Origin of the sequence: Massilia varians (genome assembly GCF_027923905.1) — a bacterium.
Classification (GTDB): domain Bacteria; phylum Pseudomonadota; class Gammaproteobacteria; order Burkholderiales; family Burkholderiaceae_D; genus Telluria; species Telluria varians_B.
This window is the reverse complement of the sequence record NZ_AP026966.1, coordinates 497,719-511,291: the sequence shown is the minus strand read 5'-3', so window position 1 is coordinate 511,291 and position 13,573 is coordinate 497,719. Positions and strand designations below refer to the sequence as shown.

The window sequence follows — 13,573 nt, the reverse complement described above, 5'->3', positions numbered from 1 at the left end:
GGAGGCTGACAGTATAAGCCTACACGCCAGCAGGGGCTACCGCGTGCACTGGAGAAATTGTAAGCCGAAGAGCACCTTTAATTCTGTCTTAAAGCAGTCTTGTTTTTGTATTCATGTCGCCGCCGGGGCGGATGCTGCACACCGGACAGGCCGGCTGGCGGCCCACTTGCAGGGCGGTCCACTCCATGGCGCGGCCGTCGAGCAGCAGCAGGCGGCCGGCCAGCGCTTCGCCGATGCCGGCCACCAGTTTCATGGCTTCGGCGGCCTGCATGGCGCCGACCACGCCGACCAGGGGCGCGAATACACCCATGGTGCTGCAGGCCACGTCCTCGAAGTGACTGTCCTCGGGGAACAGGCAGGCGTAGCACGGGGCCTCCGGCCGGCGGGTGTCGAAGACCGACAGCTGGCCGTCGAACCGGATTACGGCGCCGGAGACCAGCGGCTTGCCTTCTTGCACACAAGCACGGTTGACGGCGTGGCGGGTGGCGAAATTATCGCTGCAGTCGAGTACGACCGTCGCCGACCGGACGAGTTCTGCCAGACGCGCGCCGCCCACCCGTTCGCGCAGCGCGCTGACCTCGATCCCGGGGTTGATGGCCAGCAGGGCCGCCCGGCCCGAATCGACCTTGGGCTGGCCGATGCGCCCGGTGGTGTGCATGACCTGGCGCTGCAGATTGGTCAGGTCGACCTCGTCGTCGTCGACCAGGGTGATGCGGCCGATGCCGCTCGCTGCCAGGTAGAGCGCGGCGGGCGAACCGAGGCCGCCGGCGCCGATGATGAGGGCGTGCGCGTCCAGCAGGCGCTGCTGGCCCTCGATGCCGAGCTCGTCCAGCAGGATGTGGCGCGAATAGCGCAGGAGTTGGGCGTCGTTCATCGGACCGCGCCGATTATTTCTTGGCCGGCGCCTTGATCTCGGGCGGCTTCTGCTCGGTTCCCGGCAAGGTCTTCGGCGCGGCCGGCTTGTCGGCTTCCGGCTCCGACCTGGCCAGCTGGACCGGCTGGCCCTTGAAGTGCCTGATCGCCTGCGCCAGCTGGAAATCGTCCTTGCTGCCGTAGTCGAGCGGCTTGCGGTCTTTCAGCTGGGCGAGCGCGCGCTGCTGGGCGTCGAGCGCTTCCTTCTGGTCCTTGGCGGCCGGTGTTTTCGCGCTCTCGCCTTCGCCGGCCAGGTGGCGCTGCAGGTCGGCCTCGCGCACGCGCAGCACGGCCAGCGCATCGCCTTCGGGGGTCTCGTCCACGCGCATGTCGGGCACGATGCCGGTGGCCTGGATCGGGCGGCCCTTCGGGGTGTAATAGCGCGCTGTGGTCAGCTTGACGGCGGTGTCGGGCGACAGCTGGCGCAGGGTCTGCACCGAGCCCTTGCCGAAGGTCTGGCTGCCCATGATGATGGCGCGCTTGTAGTCCTGCAGGGCGCCGGCCACGATCTCGGAGGCCGAGGCCGAGCCGCCGTTCACCAGGACCACCATCGGCACCGTCTTGAGGCCGGCGGGCAGGCCGGCCAGCGGGTCGGCGCCGCGCTGGGAATAGAATTCGCGGCGCCCGTAGAACTGCTGGTTGGAGTCCGGCAGCTGGCCCTTGGTCGAGACAATCAATTGCTCCGGCTGCGGCAGGAAGGCCGCCGACACGCCGATCGCGCCCGGCAGCAGGCCGCCCGGGTCGTTGCGCAGGTCGAGCACCAGGCCCTTGATCTCGGGGTTCTCGGCATACAGAAGCTTGGCCTTCTTGGCCAGTTCCTCGACGGTGTTTTCCTGGAACTGGCTGACGCGCAGCCAGGCATAGCCCGGCTCGATCATCCTGGCCTTGACGCTGGCGACCACGATTTCCTGGCGCTGCACCGGCACCACCCAGGGCCGGTCCTCGCCGCGGCGCGCGATGGTGAGCGTGACCTTGCTGCCGGCCTTGCCGCGCATGCGCTTGATCGCTTCGTCGAGCGACATGTTGCGCACCGGGACGTTGTCGATGCGGGTGATCAGGTCGCCGGACTTGATGCCGGCCTTGTGCGCCGGCGTATCTTCGATGGGGGCGACCACCTTGACGTAGCCGTCTTCGCTGGCGACCTCGATGCCGACGCCGACGAACTTGCCCTGCACCGCTTCCTTCATCTCCTTGTAGGCCTTCTGGTCCAGGTAGACGGAATGCGGGTCGAGCGAGGCGACCATGCCGCCGATGGCTTCGGACAGGAGCTTCTTGTCCGAGACCGGCTCGACGTAATCGGTCTTGATCAGGCCGTAGACGTCGGCCAGCTGGCGCAGCTCGTCGAGCGGCAGCGGCGAGCCGAGGTCTTTTTGCGCATGGGCGGAGAACTGGAAGGAGGCGGCCACGCCGGCCACCATGCCCAGACCGATCAGCCCGATATTCTTTGCTTTGCCCATCGCTATTCCCTTGTTTTTAAGTACTCGCCCTGAAATAAATGTGTTTTTGGCTGCCATAACCGGCGCGCTGCTGCGTTGGCTCCTGCTTGCAGTGCTCGCACTGCGGCGCACTCGCCGCCTTGCATCGCATCGGCCAGCCGCAACTCCGGTTCTGTTTGCCAAAATTCAAATTTATTTCCTGTCGAGTACTTAGAATTTGATCCAGCCTGAAGGATCGAAGGCCTTGCCGCGATGCCTGAGCTCAAAGTATAGCCCCGATTCCTCGACACCGCCGGTATTGCCCGCGCTGGCGATCACCTCGCCCGCGCGCACCATGTCGCCGGGGCGCTTCAGCACCGCCGAGGTGAAGCCGTAGGTCGACAGGTATTCGCCGCCGTGGTCGATGATGATCATGTTGCCCCAGCCGCGCATCCATTCGGCGTGCACCACCCGTCCCGGTCCGACGGCGCGCACCGGGGCGCCTTCCGGGGCGGTGAAGAACATGCCTTTCCAGGTCAGGCTTTCGGTACGGCGCGCGCCGAAGCGGGCGCGGATGTCGCCGCTGATCGGCGCCGTCAGGCGCCCCTTGAGGGCGGCGAAGGCGCCGGACGGCGCCGGCGGCGCCAGCGGCACCTCCTGTTCCACCGCGCTCGGCCGGGTTTCAATCGGCTTCTGCTGGGCCACTTTCGGCGGCGGCGCCTCGGGCTCCGGCTTGGGCGCCGGCTTGCCGCTCTGGCGCGCGATGCGCTCGCGCTCGGCCCGCTCGGCGGCGGCCTTGGCGCGGGCCAGGGCGCGCGCCTTTTCCTCGGCTTCGGCCTTGGCCTTGGCCGCGGCCAGGGCGGCCTGGCGGCGGCGCTCGGCCTCGGCCTGCTCGCGGATCAGGCGCGACAGGCGGTCCACCAGTTCGGTCATGCGCTGTTCGTCGCGCTGCAGGCGGTCGGCCTGCTTGCGCTGGTCGGCCAGTTTGGTCGACAGGTTCTGCAGCAAGCCGGCGCGCTTGGCCTTTTCCTTTTCCAGCGTCGCTTTCTGTTGCTGCTGCTCGGCGGCGATTTCCTGCAGTTCCAGCTGGGCGTTCTCGACCTTGTCGCGGTTGGCCTCGACTTCCGCCAGGTTGGCGCGCAGCGCGTCCAGCAGTTTTGCCTGGGCCTGCGACACGTAGGCCATCATCTGCAGGTCGCGGTTGATGCGGTTCGGGTTGTCGCCGGAAAGCAGCAGCTTGATCCGGTCTTCGTTGCCGGCCACGTAGTGTTCGCGCAGCAGTTGCGACAATTGTTTCTTTTGACTAACAATTGTTTGCTGCAATCCCTCGCCCTTTTTCGACAGCTCATCGAGACGGGTGCTGGTTGCGTCCTGTTCCTCGGCCAAATCGCGCAGCGCGCGGTTGGCGTCGGAAATGGCGGCCTCGGACGCCGCCAGCTCGTCGGCGGCGTCGGCGCGCGCATCCTCGGTGCGGGCGATGTCGCGCTTGATCGCTGCCAGCTTCTGCTGGATACCGGTGCGCTGCTTCTCCGCGGTCACCTTCTGGCGGCTGCGTTCGGTCTGGCGTTGGGCAAAGGCGGGCTCAAGCAGGGCGACGCCCAACAGCGCGCCCAGGAGCGCGCTGCCGGCGAACTTCGTGAATGGCAAACGCAAGACTTATTTCGCCTTCCCTTGGCTGGCCACGGCCGCCACGGCGGCGGCGATCGCTTCCTGGTCGCCCAGGTAGTAGTGCTTGATCGGCTTCAGGTCGGCGTCCAGCTCATACACCAGCGGCTGGCCGTTCGGGATGTTCAGGCCGACGATGTCGGTGTCGCTGATGTTGTCCAGCATCTTGATGATGGCGCGCAGGCTGTTGCCGTGGGCCGAGATCAGGATCTTCTTGCCGGCGCGGATGGCGGGGGCGATTTCCTCGTCCCAGCACGGCATCACGCGCTCCACGGTGTCCTTCAGGCATTCGGTCAGCGGGATCTGTTCCTTCGCCAGGGCCGCGTAGCGCGGGTCATGGAAGGAAGTACGCGGATCGTTTTCTTCCAGCGCCGGCGGCGGGGTGTCGTAGCTGCGGCGCCAGACCAGCACCTGCTCGTCGCCGAACTTGGCGGCGGTCTCGCCCTTGTCCAGGCCCTGCAGGGCGCCGTAGTGGCGCTCGTTCAGGCGCCAGTCGTTCTTCACCGGCAGGTACATCATGTCCATCTCGTCCATCGCCAGCCACAGGGTGCGGATCGCGCGCTTGAGCACCGAGGTGTAGGCCACGTCGAAGCTGAAACCGGCTTCCTTGAGCACGCGGCCGGCGCTCCTGGCCTCGTTGATGCCCTTCTCGGTCAGGTCGACGTCGGTCCAGCCGGTGAAGCGGTTTTCCAGGTTCCAGGTGGATTCGCCGTGGCGCATGAATACGATTTTGTACATAAGCTCTTCTCAAGAAAAAATGCAATTGAAATCCGGTCCAGCATCTATTTTATAATGCGCCGATTCAGTTCAACCAACGGAACCCTTGTGAATTTCATTCTCGATAATATCTTCATCGTAGCGATCGCCGTGATTTCCGGCGGCGCCCTGCTCTGGCCGGCCCTGGGCCCGCGCGGCAAGCGCGTCACCCCGCTGCAGGCCACGCAGATGATCAACCGCGGCAAGAGCCTCGTGCTCGACGTGAGGACCGCCGAGGAATACGCCGCCAGCCACCTGCGCGACGCGAAACACATCCCGCTGGCAGACTTGGACAAGCGGATCGGCGAGCTGGAGAAGTCGAAGAGCCGCACCGTGATCGTCGTCTGCCAGACCGGCGCACGCGCCGACAAGGCGGCGCGCCAGCTGCAGGCGGCCGGCTTCGAGGACGCCCATGCGCTCGAAGGCGGCCAGGCGGCCTGGATCGCGGCCGGCTTGCCGGTGACTAAATAATTTATGGGAAAGGAAGCATCATGACCGCACACGTCGTTCTCTACCACACTGCCAGCTGCCCCTACTGCGTCCGCGCCGAGCGCTTGCTCGAAGCCAAGGGCGTGACCGACATCGAACGCATCCGCATCGACCTCGATCCCGAGCAGCGCCAGATCATGATGCAGCGCACCGGCCGCCGCACCGTGCCGCAGATCTACGTGGGCGACACCCACGTCGGCGGCTTCGACGACCTGTACGCGCTCGACCAGGCCGGCCGCCTGGATCCGCTGCTGAAGGGCCAGCAAGCTTGATTTGACGGGCTTTGGGGTCCGTGGCGCTGGGGGTATTGCATCAGAATTGATTTTGATACAATTGCCCTCGCGTTTGACCAAAGTACCGGGACGGCGCGTCCGTCCAACATCATTTAAAACGAAAGCGTTCCATGTCCGACGAAAACCTGCAACCAGTATTCCAAATCCAACGCGTCTACCTGAAAGACATGTCGCTGGAACAACCGAATTCCCCGGCCATCTTCCTTGAGCAGGAAGCCCCGACCATCGAAGTGTCGCTGGACGTCGGCGCCGAATCGATCGCTGAAGGCATCTACGAGTCGACCGTGACCATCACCGTCACCGCCAAGCTGAAAGACAAGGTCGCTTTCCTGGTCGAAGGCAAGCAGGCAGGCATCTTCGAAGCCCGCAACATCCCGGCCGATCAGATGGATCCGCTGCTGGGCATCGGCTGCCCGAACATCGTCTACCCGTACCTGCGCGCCAACATCGCCGACGTGATCAGCCGTGCCGGCTTCCCGCCGGTGCACCTGGCCGAGATCAACTTCGAAGCCTTCTACCAGCAGCGCCAGCAGGCAATGGCCCAGGCTGCCGCAGCTCCGGCACAGTAAGTTGTTCCCATCCACGGGTGCCGCTCCATGCGGTGCCCGTGCCTCCGGCGCCCCGGTCACTTCGTCCTTCGGCCCGCCATGATCCGTTCCCGTCTCCTTGCAAGCGTGCTCCTGTTGGCGGCACCGCACGTATTCGCCATCGATTTCAAGAACGTGGGCGCGGCCCCGGTGATCCTGTACGACACCCCGAGCACCAAGGGGACCAGGATGTACATCGCCCCGCGCGGCATGCCGCTGCAGGTGGTGTCGAGCTATGCCGAGTGGGTCAAGGTCCGCGACGCCAACGGCGACCTGGCCTGGACCGAAGCCAAGGGCCTGGGCCCGCGCCGCAACCTCGTGGTACGCACGCCCGGAGCCAAGGTGTTCGCCGGACCCGACGAGACCAGCCCGGTCCTGATGACGGCCGACAGGGGTGTCCTGCTCGAACTGGTTGACCCGACCGCCCTCACCTGGATCCGGATACGCCATCGCGACGGCATCGACGGCTATGTCCGTGCGAACGACGTCTGGGGCCTGTGATGCCCCGCTGTTTTGACTGAAAGCGCATGCAAGAACAGAAAACACCCTCCAAGATCACCGTCCTGGGCGCCGGCGCCTGGGGCACGGCCGTGGCCATCGCCCTGGCCGCCCGCCACGACGTGCTGCTGTGGGGCCGCAATCCCGAACAGATGGCGCAAACCCAGGCAGCCCGCGAGAACCTGCATTACCTGCCCGGCTACCCGCTGCCGTCCTCCTTGCGCGTGAGCGCCGACTTCGAGGCCGCGCTGGCCCACGTGGCCGAGGCGTCCGCCGACGAAGCGCCGCTCCTGATCCTGGCCTGCCCGGTGGCCGGCCTGCGCCCGCTGCTGGGGCAGTTGAAGGGCCGCGCCATGCCGAACGTGGTCTGGCTGTGCAAGGGCTTCGAAGCCGGCACCGGCCTGCTGCCGCACCAGGTGGCGGCCGAGGTGCTGGGCGACAGCGTGCCGGCAGCGGCGCTGTCCGGCCCCTCGTTTGCCCAGGAAGTGGCGCGCGCCCTGCCCTGCGCCCTGACCGTGGCCTCGACCTCGGCCAGCCTGCGCGAGCGCGTGGTAGCCGCGGCGCACGCCGACAACATGCGCGTCTACGCCTGCGACGACATGGTCGGCGTGGAAGTGGGCGGCGCGGTCAAGAACGTGATGGCGATCGCCACCGGCGTATCGGACGGCCTGAACCTGGGCCTGAACGCGCGCGCGGCATTGATCACCCGCGGGCTGGCCGAGATCACCCGCCTGGGCGTGCACCTGGGCGCGCAGGCCGCCACCTTCATGGGGCTGGCCGGCATGGGCGACCTGATCCTGACCTGCACCGGCGACCTGTCGCGCAACCGGCGCGTGGGACTGGCGCTGGCCCAGGGCAAGCAGCTGGACACCATCGTGGCCGAACTGGGGCACGTGGCCGAAGGCGTGCCCTGCGCGAAAGCGGTGCGCGAATTGTCGCGCAGGCTGGGCGTGGAAATGCCGATCACCGAGGCGGTGGCCGCGGTGCTGTTCGATGGCGTGAGTGCGACGGAGATGGCGCAGCGCCTGCTGGCGCGCGATCCGCGGGACGAGCTGGCCTAAGGTGCCGCTTCAGTTCCCCGAGCCGCGCGGGTCGTTGGTCGGCCCGCCGGTGCGCACCGGCCCCAGCAGGATGGTCATCAAGGCCACCGCATCCTTGTTGGCGCGGATCGCATGCGGCTCCCCGCCCGCCAGGTAGACCATCTCGTTGGGCCGCAGGATCGTGGTGCGACCGTGCGCGTCGAAGGCGATTTCTCCTTCCAGGCACACGAGGGTCATCTCGCCCTCGACCCGGTGCGCGGGCATGGGCTTTTCCTTGGGCAGCACCAGCCGGATCAGTTCCATGTGCTCGGTCTTGACGAGCGCAATCGACGTGAAATGGGCGATGTCGTCGTCGCCGCGCTGTAATGCGATGCGCTCGCCCGAAACTGCGTGTTGCAAGGCCATGTCGCCCCTCCTTATTCGCTTGATTCCTCTTCTTCCCGCGTCTCCGGTACCTCATCGGGCACACTGCGCAACCAGGTCACCAGCGGGAACGCATCCTTCATTCCGCTCGCCAGCTGCGGCACCAGCAACTCGGGTGCATTGAACAGCAGCGGCACCTCGACCCAGACGAAATAGCTCTTCAGCTTCAGGTACTCGACCAGCGGGTGGTTCGGGTCGACGCCTTTCGGAGGCCGCTGCAGGACGTCCTCGAACTGCAGGTCGCCGTAGGTCGCGCGGAGATGCTTATTCTTCAACATTTTGCTGAAGCCTGTCGCATCGTTGATCACGTGCTGGCGGATCGCCTTCAGGCGGTGCGCCGGCGGCAGGTATTCGCCCGCGCCGAACAGCAGCTTGCCGTCGGCCTCGATGTGAAAGTAATAGGTCGGTCCGCCCGCGGCGCTCGGGCGGCGCTTGTTGAGCGGCGCGATGCCGGCCGAGAAATGGGTCTTGTAGGGCCGCTTGTCCTTGGCGAAGCGCACGTCGCGGTGGATGCGGAACAGCGCCTTCCTGGGATCGCCGCCGGCCACCCGCTTGTCGAAAGCGCCCAGCTCTCCGATCAATTCGGTGACCACTTGCAGGAATTCGGCCCGCAGGATGTCGTAGCGGGGCTTGTTCCAGAGGAACCAGGGACGGTTGTTGTTCTCGCTGAGCTCGCTTAAGAATTGCGTCAGGTCACGCAGGTGCATGAAGAAGTCCGAAAAAAGTTACTGGGGCTGGCGCGGACGCTTGCCGACGGTGACGTCGAGCGTGGACTCGCGGTTCTTGCGCAGGATGCGCAGCGGGGCCTTCTCGCCCGGCTCGAGCTGGGCGATCAGGTTGAGCATCTCGCTGGTATTGGCCACGTTCTTGCCGCCCACCGCGACCAGGATGTCGCCAGGGCGCATGCCGGCGCGGTCGGCCGGGCCGCCGCGCACCACGCCGGCGATGATGGCGCCGCTCGAGCGCCCCAGGCCGAAGCTTTCAGCCAGTTCCGGCGTGATGTCCTGCGATTCGATGCCGATCCAGCCGCGCACCACCTGGCCGTGCTTGACGATCGCGTCCAGCACCATCTTGGCGGTGCTCACCGGGATGGCGAAACCGATGCCGACCGAGCCGCCGGTCTGCGAATAGATGGCCGAGTTAATCCCGAGCAGCTGGCCGTTGGTGTCGACCAGGGCTCCGCCCGAGTTGCCGAAGTTGATCGCGGCATCGGTCTGGATGAAATTCTCGAAGTGGTTGATGTGCAGGTTGTTGCGCCCCAGCGCCGAGATGATGCCGAGGGTGACGGTCTGGCCCACGCCGAACGGATTGCCGATGGCCAGCACCACGTCGCCCACCCGCGCGCTTTCCGGATCGCCCAGCACCATGACGGGCAGCTTGCGCTCATTGATGCGGATCACGGCCAGGTCGGTTTCAGGATCGGTGCCGACCACCCGCGCCGGCGCCTTGCGCCCGTCTGCCAGCCCGACCTCGATGACGTCGGCGCCTTCGATCACGTGGTTGTTGGTCAGGATGTAGCCGTCGCCGCTGACGATCACGCCCGAGCCGAGGCTGGCCAGCTGCTCGTCGGGCGGCATGCGGTCGCCGAAAAAGCGGCGGAAGAAGGGATCCTTCAGCAGCGGATGGGTCTCGCGCGTGGTCTTGCTGGTGAGGATATTGACGACGGCCGGCATGGCGCGCCCGGCCGCCTCGCGGTAGCTGCCGGGGGCCGGCACGCTCGCCCCCTGCAGCACCGGCACCTGCTGGCCGGCGGGGCCGAGCGCCACCCGGGTGGGTGGGCGCTCCAGCCAGTCCGGGCGCAGGGCGGCGACCACGAAATACAGCGCCAGCGCGACCGTGACGACCTGCGCGAACAGCAGCCAGAAACGCCGGAAGGCTCCCGACTGGCGCCGCGGGCGCATGCCCGGCGGCTTGATTTCATGGACGCTGTCGTTCACGGTCGGCTTTCTCAAGGCTTTTTCAGGGAGTCGCGAATGTCGCGCAGCAGCAGGATCTCTTCCTTCTCCGCCGGCGTCGCCGCCTCCACGGGGCCGCGCAGGCGGTTCACGACGCGCACCATCTGGAAGATGACAAAGGCGAGCAGGATAAAGTTCAGCAAAATGGTGAGGAAGTTGCCGTAGGCGAGCACGGCCCCGGCCTTCTGCGCCTCGGCCAGCGGCAAGGCGGTGCCCTGGCCGTTCAGCGGCAGGTAGTAGTTGGCGAAATCGAGGCCGCCGAACAACATGCCGATCGGCGGCATGATCACGTCCTTGACCAGCGAATCGACGATGCGGCCGAAGGCGCCGCCGATGATCACGCCAACCGCAAGATCGACGACGTTGCCGCGCATGGCGAAGGTTTTGAACTCTCCCATCATTGACATGTGTTTTCTCCTAGGTTGTTATTGAGTCATGCGATTTCATGATACCCCAAGCGCAAATGCTGCGGATGCACAGGCGGGTTTGTGGTCTAAACAGGAGGGTCAATTCCGCGCGGATGTGTCCGCTTGATAATTTTTTTCCAATCGGTATTGCCGTTCACATATAATTTTGTGTTGCTGGAAGCTCTTTATTGATTCTTAAGATTCGTATTTTCACGGAGTGGGGTTGGTATGAGTATTGAAAAGCAGGTCGATTCAGGCCGACGCGGGCTGCTCGTCGCGACATGCGCCGCTGGCGGCGTGGTCGGGGTGTCCACGGCGGGCGTTCTTGTGAGTACCTTCCAGCCGTCGGAGCGAGCAAAAGCCGCCGGCGCCCCGGTCGAGGTCGACATCTCGGACGTCAAGCCTGGCGAAATGAAGGTCGTCGAATGGCGCGGCAAGCCGGTCTGGATCCTGCGCCGCACCCCGGAGATGATGGCCACCCTCGAGAAGGACACGGCCGAACTGGCCGACCCCAACTCCGAAAAAGAGTACCAGTTGCCCACGCCCGAGTACGCCAGGAACCCCTGGCGCGCGCGCGAAGACCACAAGGAAGTGCTGGTCACGGTCGGCATCTGCTCCCACCTCGGCTGCTCGCCCTCCTCGCGCCTCGCGTCCGGCCCCCAGCCCAACCTGCCCGACAACTGGCCGGGCGGCTTCCTTTGCCCCTGCCACGGCTCGACCTTCGACCTGTCGGCGCGCGTCTTCCGCAACAAGCCGGCGCCGACCAACATGGACGTCCCGCCCTACATGTACCTGTCCGATAACAAGCTGATCATCGGCAAAGACGAGAAAGGCGAGGCATAACATGGGCGGCCCATTCAAAGAAACCCAAGTTCCGGCCAACGCAGGCGCCGGCGCCAAGGCCCTGGCCTGGGTCGACGACCGCTTCCCGCTGTCGAAGCTGTGGAACGACCAGTGGGGCAAGTACTACGCCCCGAAGAACTTCAACGTCTGGTACCTGTTCGGTTCGCTGGCCATGCTGGTGCTGGTGCTGCAGATCGTCACCGGCATCTTCCTGACCATGCACTACAAGCCGGACGCCGCCCTGGCCTTCGGCTCGGTCGAATACATCATGCGCGAAGTGCCCTGGGGCTGGCTGGTGCGCTACATGCACTCGACCGGCGCCTCGATGTTCTTCATCGTGGTCTACCTGCACATGGCGCGCGGCCTGATGTACGGTTCCTACCGCAAGCCGCGCGAGCTGATCTGGCTGTTCGGCTTCGGCATTTTCCTTTGCCTGATGGCCGAAGCCTTCTTCGGCTACCTGCTGCCGTGGGGCCAGATGTCGTACTGGGGCGCCCAGGTGATCGTCAACCTGTTCGGCGCGATCCCGGTGATCGGCCCGGACCTGTCGCTGTGGATCCGCGGCGACTACGTGGTGTCGGACGCCACCCTGAACCGCTTCTTCGCCTTCCACGTCATCGCCCTGCCGCTGGTGATCCTGGGCCTGGTGGCGGCGCACCTGATCGCGCTGCACGAAGTCGGCTCGAACAACCCGGACGGCATCGAGATCAAGGACAACCTGGACGCCGACGGCCACCCGGTGGACGGCATCCCGTCGCACCCGTACTACTCGACCAAGGACTTCTTCGGCGTGGCGGTGTTCCTGACCATCTTCTCGGCGGTCGTGTTCTTCGCGCCTGAGATGGGCGGCTACTTCCTGGAATACAACAACTTCCTGCCGGCCGACCCGATGAAGACCCCGCCGCACATCGCGCCGACCTGGTACTTCACGCCGTTCTACTCGGTGCTGCGCGCCACCACCGCCGATTTCATGTACGTGCTGATGGCCGCGATCGCCGCCTACGTCGTGTTCATCTGGCTCAAGTCGCGCCTGGCCTACAGGACCAAGATCGCCGTGGCCGTGATCGGCCTGGTCCTGATCATCGGCATGCTGCCGCAGGTGCTGGACGCGAAGTTCTGGGGCGTGGTGCTGTTCGGTTCGTCGGTGGTGATCATCGCCCTGCTGCCCTGGCTCGACCACTCGCCGGCGCGCTCGATCCGCTACCGTCCGGACTGGCACAAGTACGTGTACATCCTGTTCGGCCTGTGCTTCGTGACCCTGGGCTACCTGGGCACCCAGCTGCCGACGCCGGCCTACACGATCATCTCGCAAGTGGCGACCCTGCTGTACTTTGCGTTCTTCCTGTTGATGCCGTGGTGGAGCACGATGGGCCGCTTCAAGCCGGTCCCGACTCGCCTGACCTTCACCCCACACTAAGCACGGACCAAAGGACAGACACATGAAATTTGCGAAGAAACTGATCGCGGTCCTGGCCCTGGTGCCGGGACTGGCATTCGCCGCGGAAGGCGGCTTCCCGCTCGAGCCGGCACCGGCGCGCAGCGACCTGGCCTCGCTGCAGAACGGCGCCAAGCTGTTCGTCAACCACTGCCTGAACTGCCACTCGGCCTCAAGCATGCGCTACAACCGCCTGCGCGATATCGGCCTGACCGAAGAGCAGATCAAGAACAACCTGTTGTTTTCACAAGACAAGGTTGGCGGCATGATGACGACGGCGATGCGCCCGGACGACGCCAAGGCCTGGTTCGGCGCCGTGCCGCCGGATCTGTCGGTGATGGCACGCGCGAAGGCCTCGCCTTCGGGCACCGGCGCGGACTACCTGTACACCTACCTGCGCACCTTCTACAAGGACGACGCCCGCCCGACCGGCTGGAACAACATGGTGGTGCCGAACGTGGCCATGCCGCACGTGATGTGGCAGGAACAAGGCGTGCGCCAGGCGAAGTTCCAGGACGTGCCTGACCCGCACGAAGCCGGCAAGACCCTGCACAAGTTCGTCGGTTTCGAAGCGGTACAACCGGGCACGATGACCCCGCAGGAATTCGACACTGCCACCGCCGACCTGGTTGCGTATCTGGTGTGGATGGCTGAGCCAGCGCAAGACACGCGCAAGAAGTTGGGCGTTATCGTGTTGTTGTTCATGACAGGATTTGCCTTCCTTGCTTGGCTTTTAAACAAATCCTACTGGAAAGAAGTGAAGTAAATTCGCTTTCATTGCCCGGTTGGCTATAATACGGGCAATCATTTTTCGGGGTGAACCGCACAGCGCTTCACCCCATTGTTTCTTGAGGA

General features: G+C 65.3%; 16 protein-coding genes. 8 read left to right on the top strand and 8 right to left on the bottom strand.

The annotated features are described in order from the left end of the window. Positions 1–88: 88 nt before the first annotated feature. From MasN3_RS02375 to gpmA, 4 genes are all read right to left on the bottom strand, one after another. Positions 89–874, bottom strand: a complete 786-nt coding sequence (locus MasN3_RS02375; RefSeq protein WP_281911955.1) for a HesA/MoeB/ThiF family protein — start codon at positions 872–874, stop codon at positions 89–91. Positions 875–887: 13 nt separating this feature from the next. Continuing rightward, complete coding sequence (locus tag MasN3_RS02370) at positions 888–2,369, bottom strand: S41 family peptidase (protein WP_281911954.1); 1,482 nt, start codon at positions 2,367–2,369, stop codon at positions 888–890. Between the two features lie 189 nt (positions 2,370–2,558). Further along, complete coding sequence (locus MasN3_RS02365; protein ID WP_281914613.1) at positions 2,559–3,974, bottom strand: murein hydrolase activator EnvC family protein; 1,416 nt, start codon at positions 3,972–3,974, stop codon at positions 2,559–2,561. Between the two features lie 9 nt (positions 3,975–3,983). Continuing rightward, positions 3,984–4,730, bottom strand: coding sequence for a 2,3-diphosphoglycerate-dependent phosphoglycerate mutase (gene gpmA / locus MasN3_RS02360; protein WP_281911950.1), 747 nt, complete (start codon positions 4,728–4,730; stop codon positions 3,984–3,986). Between the two features lie 87 nt (positions 4,731–4,817). Between gpmA and MasN3_RS02355 the strand changes: the two genes are divergently transcribed. The 5 genes from MasN3_RS02355 to MasN3_RS02335 all read left to right on the top strand — a co-directional run bounded on the left by MasN3_RS02355 (position 4,818) and on the right by MasN3_RS02335 (position 7,676). Then, positions 4,818–5,219, top strand: coding sequence for a rhodanese-like domain-containing protein (locus MasN3_RS02355; protein ID WP_281911948.1), 402 nt, complete (start codon positions 4,818–4,820; stop codon positions 5,217–5,219). Positions 5,220–5,239: 20 nt separating this feature from the next. Further along, complete coding sequence (gene grxC, locus MasN3_RS02350; protein WP_036205956.1) at positions 5,240–5,509, top strand: glutaredoxin 3; 270 nt, start codon at positions 5,240–5,242, stop codon at positions 5,507–5,509. Between the two features lie 131 nt (positions 5,510–5,640). Continuing rightward, positions 5,641–6,099, top strand: coding sequence for a protein-export chaperone SecB (gene secB, locus MasN3_RS02345; protein ID WP_281911947.1), 459 nt, complete (start codon positions 5,641–5,643; stop codon positions 6,097–6,099). A 78-nt stretch (positions 6,100–6,177) separates the two neighbouring features. Beyond that, entirely contained in the window at positions 6,178–6,618 is a 441-nt protein-coding gene (locus tag MasN3_RS02340) for an SH3 domain-containing protein (RefSeq protein ID WP_281911945.1), read from the top strand. A 26-nt stretch (positions 6,619–6,644) separates the two neighbouring features. After that, complete coding sequence (locus MasN3_RS02335; RefSeq protein ID WP_281911942.1) at positions 6,645–7,676, top strand: NAD(P)H-dependent glycerol-3-phosphate dehydrogenase; 1,032 nt, start codon at positions 6,645–6,647, stop codon at positions 7,674–7,676. 9 nt (positions 7,677–7,685) lie between these two features. On the opposite strand, the gene MasN3_RS02330 is transcribed toward MasN3_RS02335, so the two are convergent. From MasN3_RS02330 to mscL, 4 genes are read right to left on the bottom strand one after another with little or no spacing between them, the layout of a single operon-like run. Further along, the gene (locus MasN3_RS02330) at positions 7,686–8,060 is read right to left on the bottom strand and encodes a cupin domain-containing protein (protein WP_281911940.1); all 375 of its coding nucleotides are present in this window, start codon (positions 8,058–8,060) and stop codon (positions 7,686–7,688) included. Between the two features lie 11 nt (positions 8,061–8,071). Then, the gene (locus tag MasN3_RS02325; protein ID WP_281911938.1) at positions 8,072–8,785 is read right to left on the bottom strand and encodes a DUF2461 domain-containing protein; all 714 of its coding nucleotides are present in this window, start codon (positions 8,783–8,785) and stop codon (positions 8,072–8,074) included. 18 nt (positions 8,786–8,803) lie between these two features. Next, complete coding sequence (locus tag MasN3_RS02320; protein WP_281914611.1) at positions 8,804–9,979, bottom strand: Do family serine endopeptidase; 1,176 nt, start codon at positions 9,977–9,979, stop codon at positions 8,804–8,806. 47 nt (positions 9,980–10,026) lie between these two features. After that, a complete protein-coding gene (gene mscL, locus MasN3_RS02315; RefSeq protein ID WP_281911935.1) occupies positions 10,027–10,440 on the bottom strand; it encodes a large conductance mechanosensitive channel protein MscL in 414 nt (137 codons plus the stop codon). A 228-nt stretch (positions 10,441–10,668) separates the two neighbouring features. On the opposite strand from mscL, the gene petA reads away from it, so the two are divergent. Genes petA through MasN3_RS02300 form a run of 3 tightly spaced genes read left to right on the top strand, consistent with a single transcriptional unit; the run spans position 10,669 to position 13,484 of the window. After that, complete coding sequence (gene petA / locus MasN3_RS02310; protein ID WP_281911933.1) at positions 10,669–11,283, top strand: ubiquinol-cytochrome c reductase iron-sulfur subunit; 615 nt, start codon at positions 10,669–10,671, stop codon at positions 11,281–11,283. Between the two features lies 1 nt (position 11,284). Continuing rightward, complete coding sequence (locus MasN3_RS02305) at positions 11,285–12,700, top strand: cytochrome b (protein WP_281911930.1); 1,416 nt, start codon at positions 11,285–11,287, stop codon at positions 12,698–12,700. A gap of 22 nt (positions 12,701–12,722) precedes the next feature. Further along, positions 12,723–13,484 (top strand): cytochrome c1, encoded by a 762-nt coding sequence (locus MasN3_RS02300; protein ID WP_281911928.1) that lies wholly within the window; start codon positions 12,723–12,725, stop codon positions 13,482–13,484. Positions 13,485–13,573 lie beyond the last annotated feature (89 nt).